The organism is Paenibacillus forsythiae T98 (assembly GCF_000520735.1).
In the GTDB taxonomy this organism is placed as follows: Bacteria; Bacillota; Bacilli; order Paenibacillales; family Paenibacillaceae; genus Paenibacillus_AQ; species Paenibacillus_AQ forsythiae.
In genome coordinates, this window is sequence record NZ_ASSC01000493.1 from 1 (window position 1) to 918 (window position 918).

Consider the following 918-nt stretch of genomic DNA (forward strand, 5'->3'; position numbering starts at 1 on the left):
TCGGTACTCATGCGTTCATCTCCTTCAATACATATTCGATTTGTCTGGCGCTGTCATAACGGTAAGCCCCAATCAGCTTCTGCAGCCGATCCGCATAAACCGGAGGCAACCCGAGCATCTGCTCGAACAGATACGGGTCCAGCGTGTATTGCGCGGAGTTGCGCTTATCCTCCAGCACATGCAGAAGCATTTCATGACGGAGCGAGTCTGGGCACCCGGCACGTTCCAGCCCTTTCAACAGGTCAGCCGCATGGCCATCCCGCAAATCGGGTCTCTCCTTCAGTTTCCCCTTGATATAGCTCTCGGCCCGGGTATGGCCCGGTCTGGCGAACGCGCAGACGAGTTGCAGCGCATCACGGTCGATCAGCCAATCCAGCCAGCGCTCGTCCCATTCCGCCGCGATCCGGGAAGCCGCAAGCATCTCCGCCCGCCGAAACGGGTATCCTTTGCCTTCGTTCCAGGACGTATCATAGACCCGCAATTGAGACCCGAGAATCAACCCCTCCAGCGTACGGATAATAGCCTTGTTCCGCCGCTCGTTTTTGGCGCCCAATGCCGATTTCAGCTTGTCCAGCAGCGTTCCGCCGTACCGGGCAAAAAGGTCGCGGGGCGTCAGGCGCGCTGACGCGGCACGGAAGGCGTAGGGTAGATAACCGACTTCCCTCTCTTCCAGTTCAAACAGCCTTTCCAGCGCCTCGGGACGTTCCGAATTCTCCATATAAGCGGCGGCATTCTCGATTAGATCCGTCCAGCCTGCGGCGATATAATCTTTACTTCGGGCGGCCACAAGGTCGTAAGCAGCGTCGAGGTCAGTGAGATGCGCATCGCCCAGCGCTGTTCGGAGTGCCTCGATGCGTCCCAGACTGGCCGCCCTCTGCTTGTCGCCCGCCGGCCATCCGCTCTCTTCCGCCTGCTGCA

Annotated in this window: 1 pseudogene; it reads right to left on the reverse strand. The window is 59.4% G+C overall.

The window, feature by feature from the left end:
* Positions 1–7: 7 nt before the first annotated feature.
* Positions 8–918 (reverse strand): annotated as a pseudogene (locus L692_RS32825) (hypothetical protein); the annotation flags it as partial.